Annotated in this window: 18 protein-coding genes; 14 read left to right on the top strand and 4 right to left on the bottom strand. The window is 63.1% G+C overall.

Annotated elements, in window-relative coordinates:
• Positions 1–7 precede the first annotated feature (7 nt).
• From Q0799_RS07795 to Q0799_RS07760, 8 genes are all read left to right on the top strand, one after another.
• On the top strand, positions 8–937 hold the full coding sequence (locus tag Q0799_RS07795; RefSeq protein ID WP_298396670.1) for a hypothetical protein: 930 nt from the start codon (positions 8–10) through the stop codon (positions 935–937).
• Between the two features lie 12 nt (positions 938–949).
• Positions 950–1,267, top strand: coding sequence for a hypothetical protein (locus tag Q0799_RS07790; RefSeq protein WP_298396667.1), 318 nt, complete (start codon positions 950–952; stop codon positions 1,265–1,267).
• A 15-nt stretch (positions 1,268–1,282) separates the two neighbouring features.
• Entirely contained in the window at positions 1,283–2,377 is a 1,095-nt protein-coding gene (locus Q0799_RS07785; RefSeq protein WP_298396664.1) for a hypothetical protein, read from the top strand.
• Positions 2,378–2,450: 73 nt separating this feature from the next.
• Positions 2,451–3,029 (top strand): DUF5658 family protein, encoded by a 579-nt coding sequence (locus Q0799_RS07780; protein ID WP_298396661.1) that lies wholly within the window; start codon positions 2,451–2,453, stop codon positions 3,027–3,029.
• Positions 3,026–3,403, top strand: a complete 378-nt coding sequence (gene avd / locus Q0799_RS07775) for a diversity-generating retroelement protein Avd (RefSeq protein ID WP_298396658.1) — start codon at positions 3,026–3,028, stop codon at positions 3,401–3,403. Before Q0799_RS07780 ends, avd (Q0799_RS07775) begins: the two co-directional genes overlap by 4 nt.
• A gap of 284 nt (positions 3,404–3,687) precedes the next feature.
• Positions 3,688–4,743 (top strand): reverse transcriptase domain-containing protein, encoded by a 1,056-nt coding sequence (locus Q0799_RS07770; RefSeq protein WP_298396655.1) that lies wholly within the window; start codon positions 3,688–3,690, stop codon positions 4,741–4,743.
• On the top strand, positions 4,744–5,091 hold the full coding sequence (gene avd / locus Q0799_RS07765; RefSeq protein ID WP_298396650.1) for a diversity-generating retroelement protein Avd: 348 nt from the start codon (positions 4,744–4,746) through the stop codon (positions 5,089–5,091).
• 294 nt (positions 5,092–5,385) lie between these two features.
• The gene (locus Q0799_RS07760) at positions 5,386–6,426 is read left to right on the top strand and encodes a reverse transcriptase/maturase family protein (protein WP_298396647.1); all 1,041 of its coding nucleotides are present in this window, start codon (positions 5,386–5,388) and stop codon (positions 6,424–6,426) included.
• A gap of 342 nt (positions 6,427–6,768) precedes the next feature.
• On the opposite strand, the gene Q0799_RS07755 is transcribed toward Q0799_RS07760, so the two are convergent.
• Together Q0799_RS07755 and Q0799_RS07750 are read right to left on the bottom strand one after the other, a co-directional pair.
• Complete coding sequence (locus tag Q0799_RS07755; protein WP_298396645.1) at positions 6,769–6,993, bottom strand: hypothetical protein; 225 nt, start codon at positions 6,991–6,993, stop codon at positions 6,769–6,771.
• A 58-nt stretch (positions 6,994–7,051) separates the two neighbouring features.
• Entirely contained in the window at positions 7,052–7,645 is a 594-nt protein-coding gene (locus tag Q0799_RS07750; protein WP_298396642.1) for a cob(I)yrinic acid a,c-diamide adenosyltransferase, read from the bottom strand.
• Positions 7,646–7,706: 61 nt separating this feature from the next.
• On the opposite strand from Q0799_RS07750, the gene hyi reads away from it, so the two are divergent.
• Positions 7,707–8,492, top strand: a complete 786-nt coding sequence (gene hyi / locus Q0799_RS07745; RefSeq protein WP_298396639.1) for a hydroxypyruvate isomerase — start codon at positions 7,707–7,709, stop codon at positions 8,490–8,492.
• Here hyi and Q0799_RS07740 read toward each other — a convergent pair.
• On the bottom strand, positions 8,489–9,766 hold the full coding sequence (locus tag Q0799_RS07740; protein WP_298396637.1) for a diguanylate cyclase: 1,278 nt from the start codon (positions 9,764–9,766) through the stop codon (positions 8,489–8,491). The two genes, hyi and Q0799_RS07740, sit on opposite strands and share 4 nt — an antisense overlap.
• A 121-nt stretch (positions 9,767–9,887) precedes the next feature.
• Between Q0799_RS07740 and Q0799_RS07735 the strand changes: the two genes are divergently transcribed.
• The 5 genes from Q0799_RS07735 to Q0799_RS07715 are packed head-to-tail and all read left to right on the top strand — an operon-like array spanning position 9,888 to position 15,380.
• Positions 9,888–11,378 carry an FAD-linked oxidase C-terminal domain-containing protein gene (locus tag Q0799_RS07735; RefSeq protein ID WP_298396634.1) on the top strand — a complete coding sequence of 497 codons (1,491 nt, stop codon included), beginning with the start codon at positions 9,888–9,890 and terminating at the stop codon, positions 11,376–11,378.
• A complete protein-coding gene (glcE, locus tag Q0799_RS07730; protein ID WP_298396631.1) occupies positions 11,378–12,433 on the top strand; it encodes a glycolate oxidase subunit GlcE in 1,056 nt (351 codons plus the stop codon). Before Q0799_RS07735 ends, glcE begins: the two co-directional genes overlap by 1 nt.
• Positions 12,433–13,662, top strand: a complete 1,230-nt coding sequence (gene glcF, locus Q0799_RS07725; protein WP_298396626.1) for a glycolate oxidase subunit GlcF — start codon at positions 12,433–12,435, stop codon at positions 13,660–13,662. The genes glcE and glcF overlap by 1 nt, the downstream gene beginning before the upstream one ends.
• Positions 13,659–14,546 (top strand): HDOD domain-containing protein, encoded by an 888-nt coding sequence (locus tag Q0799_RS07720; RefSeq protein ID WP_298396623.1) that lies wholly within the window; start codon positions 13,659–13,661, stop codon positions 14,544–14,546. The genes glcF and Q0799_RS07720 overlap by 4 nt, the downstream gene beginning before the upstream one ends.
• Positions 14,547–14,582: 36 nt before the next feature.
• Complete coding sequence (locus Q0799_RS07715; RefSeq protein WP_298396620.1) at positions 14,583–15,380, top strand: protein phosphatase 2C domain-containing protein; 798 nt, start codon at positions 14,583–14,585, stop codon at positions 15,378–15,380.
• Between the two features lie 43 nt (positions 15,381–15,423).
• Here Q0799_RS07715 and Q0799_RS07710 read toward each other — a convergent pair whose 3' ends face one another.
• Positions 15,424–16,860 carry a DEAD/DEAH box helicase gene (locus tag Q0799_RS07710; RefSeq protein WP_298396913.1) on the bottom strand — a complete coding sequence of 479 codons (1,437 nt, stop codon included), beginning with the start codon at positions 16,858–16,860 and terminating at the stop codon, positions 15,424–15,426.
• Positions 16,861–16,916: the final 56 nt, after the last annotated feature.

The following is a 16,916-nucleotide window of genomic DNA, read 5'->3' as shown; positions in this document are numbered from 1 at the left end:
AGCAAATATGGCCAACGTAACTGAAAGCTCGATTTGGGAATCTGGCGTCTACCAGATCGAGACGACCGACCCCGTGCTGGGCGGCGCCAATGGCATTGCCAACGTGCAAGCCAAGCAACTCGCCAACAGAACCAAATACCTCAAGACTCGCGCCGATCAAGTCGATTCTGCAAAGGGCGCTTTCGCCGATTTGCCGACGCGCCTGGATGCCATGGCAGCCGAGAATGAAGCGCTCGGCCCGGACATGCAGAACGCCGCGGCCGCCGCGCTTAAATTCGCCATCGACCAGGCCGCGCTTGCCAATTACGGCGTCCGCGCCTTGCGTGAGCAGGCCCAGCAGGAAGGAATTACAACCATCCTGAATCGTGGCGTTGTTTCTGGATGCACCGCCAGCAAGTCCGGAACCGCTGCCAGAAACCTAAATCTCTCGGCTGGTGCCTGCTTTGCCAATGGCCGCGCTTATTCAGTCGCAGACGGCACCAACGCCGCATCTGTGCCGAGCAATACTGGCTCCGGCGCAGTCACTGTTTATGCTTACCTGTACCAGGATGCCGGCGGCTTGTGGCGCCTGGCTGTGACGCCGATTGGTTCCGACCTCCCGGATGGCACCATCAAGATTTACAACGTCACGATTCCGGCCAATTCGACCGACGCGACCGACCCGAACCTGACCAACGTCACCCTGACCGATGTCCGCCGAATCGAGGCCCAGTTCCCGCAACTTCTGAACAGCCCGGCGTCCGCTTCTGTCGTCCTGCAAACACTGTCGGCCAACGACTACAAGCTGGATTTTGATGTCGTCTCTGCCGTTGGTGCGCCTTGTGAGGCAAAGGGCGTCATGGTTTCCAGCCGGGCAACGAACGGTTTCACCGTACTACTGGCCAGCGCCGCCGATAACGTCGTCGTCCGCTGGAAGGCCAGCAAGCTCAACAACTGATAGGAGAATTCCATGCCGCAAATCAACCTGAAGCAACCCGGCCAGCCCGTCGCTGATTTTTCCGTGAGCGGTGGCAGCGTCACCGTCGCCGGCGTCACCATCGACTGCGAAGCTCGCCAGCTTGACACCGCCGTCACCGTCGAAGTCCGCGCCAACAAGACCGGCCCGAGCGAGGGCGGCAATGGCGCCTACCTGGCGCAGATCGAGATCCCGGCACGTCGTTACACCGATGTCGAAGGCAAGGACAAGGATGGCAAGCCGGAAGTCACCCAGGCGCCGGTTCCGCTTGACCCGAATGCCATCTCTATCACCCTCTGGCCCACGGCCTAATCAGGAGAAAAATCCATGCCTTCCATTTTCGTAAAAGACGACCTTCGCGCCTCCGTTGAGGCGGCCAGCGGCGGCAAGCAAACCGTGCTCTACACCGCGTCCGGCCAACCGTGCTACATGAACGTGATCCCCAAGTTTCTCGTGCAGGACATTGATGCCGGCCTCGGCTCCGGTGTGCATCCGGCCTTCATCGTCAATGGCATCGAGAAGAATGAGATCTTCGTCGGCGCATATCAAGGCATCGCCAAGAACGGCGAATTCCTGAGCCTGCCCGGCGTTGATCCGACCGCCAGCCAGAGCTTCGACTATTTCGCCAACCTGGCCCGCGTCAATGGCCCCGGCTGGCACGCGATTTCGAACGTCGAATTCGCTGCCCTGGCTCTCTGGTGCTGGAAGAATGGCTTCATGCCGCGCGGCAACACCAACTACGGCAAGTCCAGCGACTCCGCTTGGGAAACTGGCCGTCGTATCGATGGTGGCACGCCTGGCGATACCGCTGGCACGCCGCGCACCCTGACCGGCTCCGGCCCGGCATCGTGGCGCCACGACAACAGCAACGGCGGCATTGCCGATCTGAACGGCAATATCTGGGAATGGACGCCGGGCATGCGCATCGTCGGCGGCGAAATCCAGATCATCGAGAATAACAACGCCGCACTGAACGCGACAGATTTTGGTGCAACCTCCGCCGCATGGAAGGCTATCAATGGCGCTACCGGCGCTTTGGTGACGCCGACCTTCACCGGCTCCATTGCCGGCGGCGATTATGTGGCGACCACGGCCAACTCGGTGCGCTATGCCGCGTCCGGTACGTCTGCCTACACGCTGGTTCGCGCTTCCGGTTCCAGCTTCGAAGGTATGACCAACCCCGGCACCACGCCGGTGGCCGACGCCGCGCTGCAAGTCCTGAAGAAGCACGGCCTGTTCCCGGTAGCCGCGACCGGCCTGGGTGGCGACGGCTTCTGGCTGGACGTGACGGGCGAGCGGCTTCCGATCCGTGGCGGCTACTGGAACTTCGCCGCGACCAGCGGCGTCTTCGCGCTCAACCTGAACAACGCGCGCTCCCACGCCTACTCGGTCATCGGGTCTCGCCCCGCTTTTGTGCTCTGAAATCTGTAGCGTGCAATCTGATGGGGTGGGCGATAGCCCGCCCCTTTTAACCTGGAATCAAGCTGGAGTTTTGATGAACCCCTCGAACTTTGAACACGCGGCCTTTGCCTTGCTGATGCAGATCGCCATCGGCCTGGTGACGGGCAACTGGTGGGTTGGCGCTGCGGCCGGCGCCTTCTTCTTTCTGGGGCGCGAACATGCCCAGTTCGAGAAGAAGCTGACCAACGGCGGGCCGGTCGGCAACCTGAACCCGTTTGCCGGGTTCCAGTTCTGGAAGTGGAATCTGGACAGCCAGCTTGATCTTGTTTTTCCCGTGGTGGCAACGCTTGCCGTTGCCATTGCCTACGAAATAGGTGTCCAAGTGACTTTCTACCCGCTATTTGCCCTGCTTGTCGTGCTCAACATCCTCGATGTGATTCTGACCGTCCGCGTCCTTGACAAGGGCGGGCGAGAATTGAACCCGGTCATGGCCGCCGCCATGCGCGCCATTGGCGTCAAGCCAGCGCTGATCCTGTTCAAGGCCGCCGTGCTGATCGCCGGCTGGAATTTCCTGCCCGGCAGCGCGTTTTCGTCTCACATCGTCGCCGGCCTGTGCTTGCTCTATGCCTTCGTGGTCTGGAATAACTGGCGGCACGACACTGGGCGAGCGTGATTAAGCGAGACCAGCAGAACGATCTGCTTATTCGCCAGAAGTGCGAGGCGATGATTGAGTATGGGCATGTCGCTATCCGTCAATTCCCGAAGATGGAGCGCCATGTTCTCGGCGCCGAAATCCGGGGAACCATGTGGGGCGTGCTGCGGCTGATTGTGGTCTGCAACAAGCGATACCACAAGAAGACAACCCTTCAGGAATTGGACGCAGAGATTGACTTGCTGCGCTCTCAGGTGCGAATGGCGAAGAACATGGGCTACCTGGACTTCAAGAAGTATGAGCACTGGGCCAAACTCAACGACGAAATCGGCCGCATGGTAGGCGGATGGGCCAAAGCAATTGCCGGCGACGGTGATACAAGGGGTGCGCGTTGAAACGGCTTCCGATCCGTGGCGGCAACTGGAACAACGCCGCGACCAGCGGCGTCTTCGCGCTCAACCTGAACAACGCGCGCTCCAACGCCAACACGAACATCGGGTCTCGCCCCGCTCTTGGGGAAAGTCAGAAACGGCAGGCCCAAGCGGCCTGACGGCAGCACACCCTCAAAAGGACGTGCATTCCTCGGCCAAGGGAAACCTGAAGCCGGAACATTAAACAGGCGGCCCGTTCCAGTAGCCAATAGGCGACCGTTCGAAGCCGCCGCCCTTCGGGGTTGAATATGGCAAAGACCTACAACAACCTGTACCCGGAAATCTACAGCTTCGAGAATTTGCACGCTGCCTACCTGCGCGCCCGGCGCGGCAAGAGAGACCGCATCGAGGTGCAGCGGTTCGAGCTTGATCTTGAGGGCAACTTGATCCAGCTTCAGAATGAGTTGATCTGGGGCGAATACAGGACTGGCGCTTATCGAAAATTCATCGTGACTGAGCCAAAGGAGCGCATTGTTGCCGCACTTCCTTTTCGAGACCGGGTTGTCCAGCATGCGATTGTCGGCGTGATCGAGCCGATATGGGAGCGCCGATTCATTGCCGACAGCTACGCTTGCCGCCCAGGCAAGGGGACGCACAAGGGCGCCGACCGCGCGCAAGCCATGCTGCGCAAAGTGAAGCGCGAGCACGGCCATGTATTCGTGCTGAAGGCCGATATTTCCAAGTTTTTCTACAGCATTGACCATTGCGCCATCAAGGAATTGGTCAGGCGGAGAATTGCCTGCAAGAGAACATTGTCTCTGATCGACAACATCATTGACTCGACCGCCACACAGGGCGATCTGCGCCCCGTTGGCCTGCCTATTGGAAACCTCACGAGCCAGCTATTTGCCAACATTTACCTGCATGAGCTTGATGAATTTGTGAAGCACGGCCTACGCGAGAAGCTGTACATGCGCTACATGGACGATTTCTGTGTCGTTCATCACGACAAGGATCATCTTCACCGAGTGCGCGCCCTGATCGAACAGTTCCTGTGGCAGCGCCTGCGCCTCAAGACCAACGCGAAAACACAGGTCTTTCCTGTCGGCGTGAGGCATGGCCGCGCAATGGATTTTCTTGGTTATAGGATATGGACGACGCACCGAAGAATTCGCAAAAGCTCCATTTCTCGCATCAGCAGAACGCTCAGGAAGATGCGCCGGCTGTATAGCCAGGGAAAGGTGAGCATGGAAAAGATCGGCGAATCCGTGAAGTCGTGGATCGCCCATGCCAGCCACGCGGAATCATACGGCCTGAGAAAGAAGCTGCTGGGCAGCTTTGCTTTTGTTCGCGGAGCGCAGTGAGTGAGCGAAGCACACCTCTCCCTGATGACGAAGCTGGAGGAACTGGACGCCTACACGCACACCGTGCTGCACCAGTTCCCGAAGATCGAACGGCACCTGCTTTGCGCCGACATGCGGGCAGCCACAAACAAGCTGCTGCGCCTGACGGTTGTGGCATGGAAGCGCCGCCAGAAGTCCGGCGCGCTGTTTGACCTCGATGTCGAAATCGAGGTCTTCCGGGGCTCAATCCGCAAGGCTCACCGCATGGGCTACATCAACACCAACCGCCTTGAAATCTGGATGCGGCACACGAACGAGATAGGCAAGATGGTTGGCGCTTGGATCAAGCACGAGGGAGGCGCCATGTAGCCACAACTATTTTGAGGGGCAATGGCTTATTAACGGTGGCAATTGGGGCAACGGCGAGTACGCCGGCCTGTTCTATCTCAACGTCAACAACGCCGCGTCGAATTCGAACTCGAACATCGGCGGCCGCCTCGCAAACGACTGACGCCAGAAGGCGAGCAGCCCAAGCGGCCGCCGTCCAGCGCATTTCCTTTGGGGCCATTGTCCTGACCATGCTGTCGAAGATGTACAGGGCGCTGCGGCCAGTAGCCGGGAAGCCGGCGAACGTGGCGGCGCCCGACCACCCACAAGAACAACATGCCAAAAACAACCAACGGCCTCTGGGCCAAACTGATCGAATTCGAGAACCTGCACAAAGCCTTTCTGGAGGCGCGCCACGGAAAGCGGTATCGCCTGGATGTGATGCGCTTCGCCAGTAGCCTCGAAGAGAATCTGATCAACTTGCAAAATCACCTGATCTGGAAGACCTGGGCGCCGGGAAAGCAGCGCGAATTTACCGTCTTCGAGCCGAAGATGCGCATGATCCAGGCGCCGCCGTTCGAGGATCGCGTGATCCATCATGCTCTCGTGCGCCTCGTCGATCCGCTCTTCGAGCGAAAATTCATCCCCGATTCGTTCGCCTGCCGCGAAGGCAAAGGCACCCAGCGCGCCGTCTTCCGGGCGCAGCAATTCCTGCGGATTGCCAAGCGCAACTGGGGCGACAAGGTTTATGTCTTGAAGGCCGACATCAGCAAATACTTCGCCAGCATCCGGCACGACGTGCTCATGAGCGAGGTGGAGCGGACGATTTCAGAAAAGGACGTGCTCTGGCTGTGGCGCAAGATCATCGGCGGTTACGGCCATGACGCCGGAGTCGGGCTGCCGGTTGGCGCCCTGACCAGCCAGCTTGCCGCGAACATCATGCTCAACCGCCTCGATCACATCGCCAAGGACGACATGGGCATCCGCTTCTACGTCCGATACATGGATGATTTCGTCGCCATCATGCCGGACAAGGCTTCAGCCCAGAAGGTGATGCTGGAACTCGGCGAGGCCGTGAATGGCCTGGCGCTTTCGCTCAATCCGAAGACCGCGATTCACCCCTGGCAGCGCGGCATCGACTTCTGCGGCTACCGCATCTGGCCGACGCACATCCTGCCACGCAAGCGGAACATCAAGCGGGCGCGCCTGGCCTTCCGGGAAATGGCAGCCCAGTACCACGACGGCGAAATCGATCTGGATTTCGTGAGGCAGCGCGTCATGTCCTTCATTGCCTACTCGAAGCATTGCAGCGCCCATCGGACAGTTGAGGGCGTGCTCGGCGATCTTGTATTGGTCAGGTCGCCATTAAGCGGGTAAAATCTTCTCCGCATCCCAGTCATCGGGCCGCGTGTTTATTGGCACCAAAGGCAGCAAAATGACAGAGGTTGCGGAAATGATTGCTGCGTAAGTGTTTGAAATTTCTATAAATGTCTGGAGACTTGAAAACCGGCGTGGGGAAACCCATCGTGAGTTCGAATCTCACCGGACCCGCCATAACTTGTTGAAATTCAACGGGTTGTTTATTTCGGCTTTGCCCCGGCCCCGGTTTCGTTCCCGGCGCGCCGGATGTCCGCGGACATGGCTGCTCATTTCTGCCGGCTTCGACTGCTCAGTTATTTTGGAAGTCATGCTTCCGCTTTTTCTGGCGGAAATCAGGCGTCAGGCCATGCTGGCCAGTGCGCTCATCAAATCCGAGTTGTCGTCACCGCCCGCTACGGCGCCCGCGTCGATCAGGCCGTTCTGCGATTCGACGTAGGCCGTGTAGCCATGAGCGCGCAGGGTATCGGCCCATTCTTCCGCCAGCTTCCTGGTGGCGTGCCAAGGCCCCCGTTCGACGACGGGCCGGGTGCTGCCATTGCGGTATTTGGTGACGACGCGGTACACGGTTGCTGCCTCGGGAGTGTGTCCGATTATGCTGCCGTAGCCGGGTCGGGATCAAGCCTCATTCGGCGGTCCGCCCCTTTTGCCAGAGTACGTCGCCGCGACCGCCGCTGCGGTTGAGGCTGCGGCCGAGGACGAACAGCAGGTCGGAGAGGCGATTGATGTAGCGACGCGCCGGTTCGGACAGGGCTTCGGCGTGGTGCAGGGCGACCATGGCACGTTCGGCCCGGCGACAGACGGTCCGGCACAGGTGGGCGAGGGCGGCCGGGCGGGTGCCCCCCGGCAGGATGAATTCCTTGAGCATCGGCAGGTCGCTGTTGAAATCCTCGACGATGGCTTCGAGGCGGGCGACCTGGTTCTGCTTCATGACTTCCATGCCGGGCAGGCACAGTTCGCCGCCGAGGTCGAACAGATCGTGCTGGATATCGTGCAGCACGCTGCGGACCGGGTCCGGTAGTTCTTCGCAGAGCAGGAGGCCGAGGGCGGAATTGAGCTCGTCGACATCGCCGATGGCGGCGATGCGCAGGCTGTCCTTGGTTGTCCTGCTGCCGTCCCCGAGACCCGTGGTGCCGGCGTCGCCGGTGCGGGTCACAATTTTGGACAGGCGGTTGCCTTTGCGTTCCGGTTCGTTGCCTTGGTGCTTTTCTTCGCTCACGCGCTTCTCCTAGGTGTTGCCGGAATTATACTTTCCGGCCCACGCACTGACTGTCGCCGCCATGCCAAAGTTCGCCGCCAACCTGAGTTTTTTGTTTGCCGATGCGCCATTCCCCGAGCGCTTTGCCCGCGCGGCCGCAGCCGGGTTTGCCGGGGTCGAATATCTGTTTCCCTATGAGTGGGCGGCGGGCGATGTCGCCGGCTGGCTGGCCGCGGCGGGTGTCGAGCAGGTGCTGTTCAACCTGCCGCCGGGCGACTGGGCGCAGGGCGAGCGGGGGCTGGCCTGCTTGCCGGACCGGCGCGCGGAATTCGTGGACGGCGTCGAACTGGCGCTTGATTACGCGATGGCGCTCGATTGCCGGCAGGTTCATTGCATGGCCGGGCTGAGGTCGTCCGGGACTGCCGAATCGGTGCTGGAAAGCACTTACGTCGCCAATCTGCGCCACGCTGCCGGGCGTTTCGCGAGCATCGGTGCGAACGTGCTGATCGAACCGATCAACAGCCGCATCGATATGCCGGGTTACTGGCTCGACGACATCGGCCAGGCTTTGCGCCTGCTCGACCGGATCGGTTGCGACAACGTCCGCCTGCAACTCGACCTGTATCACGCCCAGATCATCCAGGGCGACTTGGCGCGCACCATCGAAAGCAATTTCGACCGGATCGGCCACATCCAGATCGCCGACAACCCCGGGCGGCACGAGCCGGGCACCGGCGAAATCCACTACCCCTACCTGTTCGCGCTGCTCGACCGGCTTGGCTACGCGGGCTGGGTCGGCTGCGAATACAAGCCGCTGGCGGTGACCGAGGATGGGCTGGGCTGGCGTGAGCGGATGGCCGGCGGCTAGAGCACGCGGTTGCGGCCGCTGTTCTTGGCGGCGTAAAGCTTGCCGTCGCAGGCGGCGATGACGTCATGGACGAGCCGGCTATCGACGACCTCGTAGGTGCCGGGGGCGATCTCGGTGACGCCGAAACTGGCGGTCAGGGTCAATGGTGGCTCGTAGGGCAGCGGTGTTCCGGCAATGCGCTGGCGCAGCTTTTCGGCAATGATGTGGGCCTGGGCCAGCGAGGTCGACGGTGCGACCAGCATGAATTCCTCTCCGCCGTAGCGGAAGATCAGGTCGGACTGGCGCAGGGTGTCGCGGACGATGCCGGCGATGTGTTCGAGGGCCAGGTCGCCGGTCTGGTGCCCATGGTCGTCGTTGAGCCGCTTGAAATGATCGAGGTCGAACATGATGATCGAAAACGGCGATTCGGTCGCCTTGGCGATTTCCATCTGGTTGACCAGCACCCGGTCGAGGAAGCGGCGGTTGAGAAAACCGGTCAATGGATCCTTGCTGTAGACGCTCATGATGACGATGCTGTTGAGCAGCGAGATTTCGTGACCGAGTTCCAGCGAGTAGCTCTCGGCCTTCTTGAGCAGGGCATAGACAGGGCCGCTGGCACGGGGGTGGTTCATGATGCTGCCGACCTCGCTGACCACGTGGTGCATCGCCGCGTGCAGGTCGCGGATCTGGGCAATGTGGCTGCGGTCGCGGATCAGGCGGGCGCCGTCGTCTTCCAGCCAGCGGCCGAATTCGCAGCGGGTCGGGTCGAGCTCCGGCATGCCGGGCGGTTCGCGTTGGCTCACGGCTTCCACCAGTCGGGCCATCCATTCGAGGTGGGCCTCGAAATAGGCCAGCAGATTCTTGTCGCTGAGCGCGCGAATATGGCTCAGTCGCAGGTGGTTCCGGGTACCCAGGCGATTCAGGAAGACCTCCAGGTAGGCGGCCGCGAAGCTCTCTTCCATTTCGCTGAACAACTGCGTGACTCGGCGCGCGGTTTCGATGGCGCCTTCGTCCAGCGTTTGGCCCAGGATCAGGTTGCGTAGCACGCCGAACTGGTGGGCGAAAAGCATGAACGGAGTATCGGTGGCGGCGAGTTGGCGGATCATCGCCAGGCAGTGGCTTTCATCGCCGGTGCGCAGTGTGTCGTGCAGGCAATCCTTGATGCGCGGCCAGGCAATGTTGGTGCTTTCGATGGCGAAAACCTCGTCCGGCGGATCGCTATCGATGCGACGGCCCAACTCCTGCAGCAGTCGTTCAAGCAATTGCCGGTTATCCGGCGATTTCCAGTCGTTCATGTGCTCTCCTGAATTTTATTGTTTTTTCTTGATTGTACGGAGATGGTCTTATTACTTTCGTAAAGTTTTGCGTTGACCTAATCGCTTTCCCGAGTGCTGCTTTGTGTTTGCGCAGTTTAAAATGCGCTTCATGAATTCCACCGTCGCCGGTTTGCAGACGGATCGAGCCACCCTGGTTCGACGTCTGAAGAACATCCTGCCCGTCCATTGCCTGCTGGTCGAGGATGAGGATCTTCGGCCCTACGAATGCGACGGCCTCACTGCCTACCGCGAAATGCCGCTGGCGGTCTGTCTGCCGGAGAACGAAGGTCAGGTGGTCGATGTGCTGCGCACCTGCCACCAGCTCGGCGTGCCGGTGGTCGCCCGCGGCGCCGGCACCGGCCTGTCCGGCGGCGCGATGCCGCATGCCGAGGGCGTCGTGCTGTCGCTGGCGCGTTTCAACCGCATCCTCAAGGTCGACCGCGACAGCCGTACCGCCGTCGTCCAGCCCGGCGTGCGCAACCTGGCGGTGTCGGAAGCGGCGGCGCCGTTCGGGCTCTACTACGCGCCCGATCCCTCGTCGCAGATCGCCTGCACGCTCGGCGGCAACGTCGCCGAGAACTCGGGCGGCGTGCATTGCCTGAAATACGGCCTGACCGTGCACAACGTGCTGCGCATCCGCATGGTCAGCATCGAGGGCGAAATCTTCGAGATCGGCAGCGATGCGCCGGATGCGCCCGGCTACGACCTGCTCGCCCTGCTCATCGGTTCGGAAGGCCTGCTCGGTGTGGTCACCGAAGTGACGGTGAAGCTGGTGCCCAAGCCGGAACTCGCCCAGGTGGTGATGGCCTCGTTCGACGACGTCGCCCAGGCTGGTGATGCGGTCGCCGCGATCATCGCCGCCGGCATCATCCCGGCCGGGCTGGAGATGATGGACAAACCGGCGACTGCCGCCGTCGAGCCCTTCGTCAAGGCCGGCTACGACCTCGACGCAGCGGCCATCCTGTTGTGCGAGTCGGACGGCACGCCGGAAGAAGTCGCCGAGGAGGTCGCCCGCGTGCGCGCCGTGCTCACCGGCTGCGGCGCCCGCGATCTGCGCGTCTCGCAGTCGGAAGCCGAGCGCCTGCGCTTCTGGGCCGGGCGCAAGGCGGCGTTTCCGGCGGTCGGCCGGATCACGCCGGACTATTACTGCATGGACGGCACGATTCCGAGGAAGCGCCTGGCCGAGATGCTGGCGGCCATCGCCGCCATGGAAACGAAGTACGGCCTGCGCTGCGCCAACGTCTTCCATGCCGGCGACGGCAACCTGCATCCGCTGATCATGTACGACATGTCGCTGCCCGGTGAGTGGGAGAAGGCCGAGGCCTTCGGCGCCGAAATCCTGGAACTGTCGGTGGCGCTCGGCGGTTCGATCACCGGCGAGCATGGCGTCGGCATCGAGAAGATCAACCAGATGTGCGTGCAGTACGCGACGCCCGAGCTGGAAACCTTCCACGCGGTCAAGGCGGCGTTCGACGACAAACGCCTGCTCAACCCGGAAAAGGCCGTGCCCAGCCTGCACCGCTGCGCCGAATATGGGCGCATGCACGTGCATCGCGGCGAACTGAAATTCCCCGACCTGGAGCGCTTCTGATGACGCTGGACGAAATCGTCGCGGCCGTCCGCGCTGCCCACGCCGGGCACACGCCGCTGCGCCTGCGCGGCGCCGGCAGCAAGGATTTCTACGGCGGCCTGCTGGCCGGCGAGGTGCTCGATCTGAGCGGCCATCGTGGCATCGTCGATTACGAGCCGACCGAGCTCTATGTCACCGCGAAATGCGGTACGCCGCTCGCCGAGATCGAGGCGGCGCTGGCCGAACGTGGCCAGATGCTGGCCTTCGAGCCGCCGCGTTTCGCCGGGGCGACGCTCGGCGGCTGCATTGCCGCCGGCTTGTCCGGCCCGCGCCGCATGCAGGTGGGTGCAGTGCGCGACTTCGTGCTCGGCGTGAAATTGGTCGACGGGCGCGGTCAGGTGCTGAATTTTGGCGGCCAGGTGATGAAGAACGTCGCCGGCTACGACGTCTCGCGGCTGATCGCCGGCAGCCTGGGCACGCTCGGCGTGGTCGCCGAGGCGACACTGAAGGTGCTGCCCAAGCCGGTTGCCGAGACGACGCTGGAATTCGCCTGCGGCGCCGACGAGGCGGTGCGCCGGCTGAACGACTGGGGCGCGCAGCCGCTACCGGTGTCCGCCTCGTTCTGGCATGAGGGGCGGCTGTGGCTGCGCCTGTCCGGCGCGGCGGCGGCGGTCGACGCGGCAGCACGCAAGCTGGGCGGCAAGACCCTGGCGGATGCCGGGCGTATCTGGGAAGACATTCGCGAGCAGCGCCACGCCGCTTTCGTGGCGCCGGTGCTGTGGCGCGTCGCCCTGCCGTCCACCGCGCCGGCTCTGGCGCTCGACGGCCTGCGCGCAATTGAATGGGGCGGTGCGTTGCGCTGGTGCGCCGGTGAGGTGGATGCTGCGGCGATCCGCGCGGCGGCTGTCGCCGCCGGCGGCCACGCGACGCTGTACCGGGCGCCGGAATCGCTGCGCTGCCGCGTCGATCCGTTCACGCCGCTGGCGCCGGCGCTGCTCGCGCTGCACCGGCGGCTGAAGAAGGTCTTCGACCCGGCCGGCATCCTCAACCCCGGCCGACTTTACGCGGAGTTCTGATGGACTGCCGGATCGCCGACGAATTCCGCGACACGCACGCCGGCCGGGTGGCCGGCGAAATCCTGCGCAAGTGCGTGCATTGCGGTTTCTGCACCGCCACCTGCCCGACCTACCAGCTGCTCGGCGACGAACTCGACGGGCCGCGCGGCCGCATCTACCTGATCAAGCAGGTGCTCGAAGGCCAGCCGGTCAGCGAAAAGACCCGGCTTCACCTCGACCGTTGCCTGACTTGCCGTTCCTGCGAGTCGACCTGCCCGTCCGGCGTCGAGTACGGCCACCTGCTCGACATCGGCCGCCAGATCGTCGAGGACAAGCTGCAACGGCCGATCCGTGAGGCTGCGCCGCGTGCACTGCTGAAAGCCGTGCTGCCCGAGCCGGCGCTGTTCGGGCCGGCCGTGGCGCTCGGCCGTGTGCTCAAGCCGCTGCTGCCGTCGGCGCTGGCCGACAAGCTGCCGCCGATGCCGGCCGAGGCCAGGCCGTGGCCGGCCAAGGGCCGGCATCCGCGGCGCATGCTGGCGCTGGCCGGCTGCGTCCAGCCGGCGCTGGCGCCGAACATCAACGCGGCGACGGCGCGCGTGCTCGACCGCCTCGGCATCGAGCTGTTCGAAGCGCAGAAGGCCGGCTGCTGCGGCGCCGTGCGTCATCACCTCAACGACCAGGCAGCGGCCAAAGCCGACATCCGGCGCAACATCGACGCCTGGTGGCCGCATGTCGAGGCTGGCGTGGAAGCCATTGTCGTCACGGCTTCCGGCTGCGGCGTCCAGGTGCGCGACTACGGCCACCTGCTGGCCGACGATCCGGCCTACGCGGAAAAAGCGGCGACGATCGGCGCGCTGTGCCGCGACCCGTCGGAAGTGGTGGCCGGCGAAGCCGCGCAGTTGGCCAGTCTGCTGATGCCGGCCGAACGCGGCCGGCTGGCCTTCCATTCTCCTTGTACACTCCAGCACGGGCTGAAGATCAGAGGGGTGGTCGAAGGCTTGCTGACGACCGCCGGCTATTGCCTGACAGCGGTTGCCGACGGGCATCTCTGTTGCGGTTCGGCCGGCACCTATGCGGTCCTGCAGCCGGAAATCGCGGGCAAGCTGCGCAACAACAAACTGACTGCGCTCAATGCGGGCGCACCGGCCGTTATCGCGACCGCGAATATCGGCTGTCTGACACACTTGCAGGCAGGGGCGTCGCTGCCCGTGCGGCACTGGATCGAATTGATGGATGAGGCAATCGGATGAACAGGCAACCGACAATCAGGGAAATCAGCGCCGGCCTCGGCGAGCAGGATGCGGCCAGGGTCAAGCGCGTCCTGGACGGCGGTGTCCGCATTCCGGCGCAACCCCGCGTCCTGAACGAGTTGCGCAAACTGATCGCCCGCCAGGAACTCGATGTTCGCCCGCTGGCCAGGACCATCAACCAGGACCCGGGGCTGACGGCGATGCTGTTCAAGGTGGTTGGCAATGCCGCTTACCGCAAGCATCAACCGTTCGATTCGGTCGAACAGATACTGCATGCGGTCGGTGTCGAGCAGACCTGCAACCTGATCCAGGCGATTGCCTTGCGCAACGTCGGCATGGCTGCGGACAAGCGTGTCTATGAGGCATTCTGGGCGCGTTCGCAGGCAATTGGCGAACTGGCGATGCTGATCGCCGACGAACGTATTGCCGTCTGCAACCTGTTTCCCGATCAGGCTTATCTGGCCGGCATCTTCCACGCTTGCGGCGTGCCGCTGCTGCTGCAGCGTTTTCCCAGTTATTGCCGGGAACTGCGGCTGGGGACGCCAGGGCACTGGACGAACTGGCAGGAAGAGGACCGCAAGTTCAATACCGATCACGCCGTGGTCGGCTACCTGGTCGCTCGCCACTGGTGCCTGCCGGACTTCATCTGCAACGCCATCCGTCACCAGCACGCGATGCTCGAGCTGGGCGATCACGAAGCGCGCAGCATGGTCGCCATCCTGCAACTGGCGATCGACATTCATGCGCGCGACCAGCGCGTTCCCAATCCCGACTGGGATCTGGTCAAGGCCCAGGTCCTGCCGGAACTCGGCCTGAGCGAGGATGCCCTGCCCGAGTTCGTCGATGTCATTCTGGAACGCTATGGCATGACGGCTGCTGTATGACTTTCATGCTAATCTTGGCGGCTCAGAGGAGGAGTGATGTCCATCGCCGTTGATGCATGCGCAGCCCAGCACCAGGGGGATCGCAAGGAGCAGCAGGATCGTGTTGCCATCCTGCCGCACGCGCGCAGCAAGGGCGTCGCGCTGGCGGTCGTGGCCGACGGCATGGGCGGTCATACCGGTGGCGCATTGGCGGCCGAGCAGGTGATCCACACCACCAAGAACAATCTCGATCATTTCGCGCCGGCCGAGGAAAGTGCGCGCTGGCTGCTGGAAAACAGCATGCGCGAGGCGCACACGATGATCAAGGCTTCCCGTTTCATGAACGAAAAGGATCCGCACAGCACGGCGGTGATGTTGTTGCTGCAGCCGGGGCGGGTGACCTGGGGGCATTGCGGCGACAGTCGTCTGTATCGCTTCCGCGACGGTCGCTTACTCGGGCGTACCGTCGATCACTCTTTCGTCGAGCACCTGGTGGCCATTGGCAAGATCACGCCGGAGCAGGCGGAAACCCATCCCAACCGGAATGTGCTGATGACCTCGCTGGGCGGCCAGGACGAACCGCGCTTCGACTTTGGCGAAACCGACGACCTGCGCGCAGGCGACAGTTTCATGCTGTGTTCGGATGGCATCTGGGCCTACTTCGACGAGGCCGAGATGGGCGCCCTGATCAAGCAGAATTCAGCGCGCATGGCCTGCGAGAAGATCATCGAACTGGCGCGTCAGCGCGCCGCCGGCAGCGGCGACAACCTCTCCCTGGCCGTGATCCGCCTGCTGGAGATCGAGGTGCCGAAAAATCGGCCGCCGGCCGGCTTCGTGCCGCGTACGGCGAGTTAACGAAAAAGCGGCCTGCAGGCCGCTTTTTTCATTCCGGGGAGGCTCAGCCTTTTCGGCCGAGGCCGCCGAGCAGTGCCGCCACCACCCGTTTCGGCTTGTGCGGGTCGGCCTTGGCCGGGGCATTGGGCGAATCCGGCACTTCGCCGTGCGGCTGGGGTGAGGCTTCGTAGGGTTTGCTGAAATCGAAGCCGTCGGCGGCGATCATCGGATTGCGCCGGGGGCGGTCCGGACGGTCCCGGCGTTCGCTACGTTCGCTGCGCTCCGGCCGGGTGGCCAGCGGTGCCTTGGGCGGCGGTGTACGCTTCTTCTTGTTTCCCGGCGGGTATTCGTATTCCGGTTCCGGTTCGAAGCCGGCCACTTCAACCTGTTCGATCGGGCGCTTGATCAGCTTCTCGATATCCATCAGGTACACGACTTCGTGTGCGCTGACCAGCGAGATGGCATTACCCGTCTTGCCGGCGCGGCCCGTGCGGCCGATGCGGTGCACGTAGTCTTCCGGCGTGTGCGGCAGTTCGTAGTTGATCACGTAGGGCAGGTCGTCTACATCGAGGCCGCGGGCGGCGACGTCGGTGGCGATCAGCGCGTGCGTTTCGCCGGCCTTGAAGGCGTCGAGCGCCTTGATCCGGTCGAGCTGGCTCTTGTCGCCGTGAATGGCGTCGGCCTTGATGCCGGCGCGCTGCAGTTCGCGGGTCAGGCGCGAACAGCCCTGCTTGGTGCGCATGAAGACGATGCACTGGCGGATTTCGCCGGACTTGAGCAGCTTGGTCAGCAGGCCGCGCTTGCCGTATTCGGACACCGGATGCACGCGGTGGGTGATGGTGTCGGAAACCTGATTGCGGCGGGCGACTTCGACCAGTACCGGCGACTGCAGCATGGTGTCGGCGAGCTTCTTGATCTCTTCCGAGAAGGTGGCCGAGAACAGCAGGCTCTGACGTTGCGCCGGCAGCATGTTGAGGATGCGGGTGACGTCCGGGATGAAGCCCATGTCGAGCATGCGGTCGGCTTCGTCGAGGACCAGTGCCTGTACGGAGTTGAAGCTGACGCTCTTCGATTCGACGTGGTCGAGCAGCCGACCCGGCGTGGCGACGAGGACTTCGACGCCCTTCTTCAGTTCGGCAATTTGCGGCTTGATGTCGACACCGCCGAAGGCGCACATGGCGCGGATCGGCGTGTGCTTGCTGTAGGCCTTGACCGATTCGAACACCTGCAGCGCCAGTTCTCGCGTCGGTGCCAGGATCAGCGCGCGCACCGGGTGCTTGGCCGGCGACGGGCTGCTGCTGGCAAACGGCAGGATGCGCTGCAGGATCGGCAGCGTGAAGGCGGCGGTCTTGCCGGTGCCGGTCTGGGCGCCGCCCATGATGTCCTTGCCGCTGATGACGAGCGGGATGGCCTTGGCCTGAATCGGCGTCGGCTTGCTGTAGCCCATGTCGTTGAGGGCGCGCAGCAATTCGGGCGCGAGGCCGAGGTCGGCGAAGGTGATTTCTGGGACTGCTTCCGCAGGCGGGGGGCTGACCGTGTTGTCAGCTAACGTATTGA

The sequence above is a fragment of the uncultured Azonexus sp. genome (assembly GCF_937982035.1).
GTDB lineage: Bacteria > Pseudomonadota > Gammaproteobacteria > Burkholderiales > Rhodocyclaceae > Azonexus.
The sequence above is the reverse complement of the archived record's forward strand: the minus strand, read 5'-3'. Positions and strand labels throughout refer to the sequence as shown.